The 501-nt window shown below is 46.7% G+C and carries 1 pseudogene; it reads right to left on the bottom strand.

Annotated features, from left to right (window positions below):
- A pseudogene (locus tag A3761_RS08110) lies at positions 1-282 on the bottom strand (hypothetical protein); the annotation flags it as partial.
- Positions 283-501: the final 219 nt, after the last annotated feature.

The raw sequence follows: 501 nt of genomic DNA, 5'->3' as shown, positions 1-501 counted from the left end.
TTTTTCCAAGTTCAGTGTACCGACCAACATCTCTTCACTCGTCCCTAAAGGCAAAGTAACAAAGGATGGTGAGTCACTGCCTAAGCGCGCATCGTCGTAAGGCAATAGACTAGCCAAAGCCCTAGCAAGGGTGGATTTTGCTGACCCTCTTGGGCCAGTGATAACGACACCGCCGATGGACGGATTGATAGCCACGAGAATAAGCGCAAGCTTGAATGAGTCTTGGCCGACCACTGCACTAAAAGGCATGTCTAATCTATCTGAATTATGCGCATAGTTCATAAAAGAGTCTCTCAAGTTTTCTTGGGCGGAAGTAAAAGCCATTAAGCAATCTCAGTTTCCGACCAAGCTTCTATTTCAATCATTCGCGCAGACTCTAAACGAATATGTCGCGTCGCGATTTTAGAAACAAACTCTTCATCATGTGAGATAACAAGCATTGCTTGCGGCAAGGACATCAAGACGTCGAGCAAGCGTTGTCTAGCTTCGTTGTCGAGCGCG

This window comes from Oleiphilus sp. HI0123, from assembly GCF_001635315.1.
This window is presented reverse-complemented; position numbering and strand designations above follow the sequence as displayed.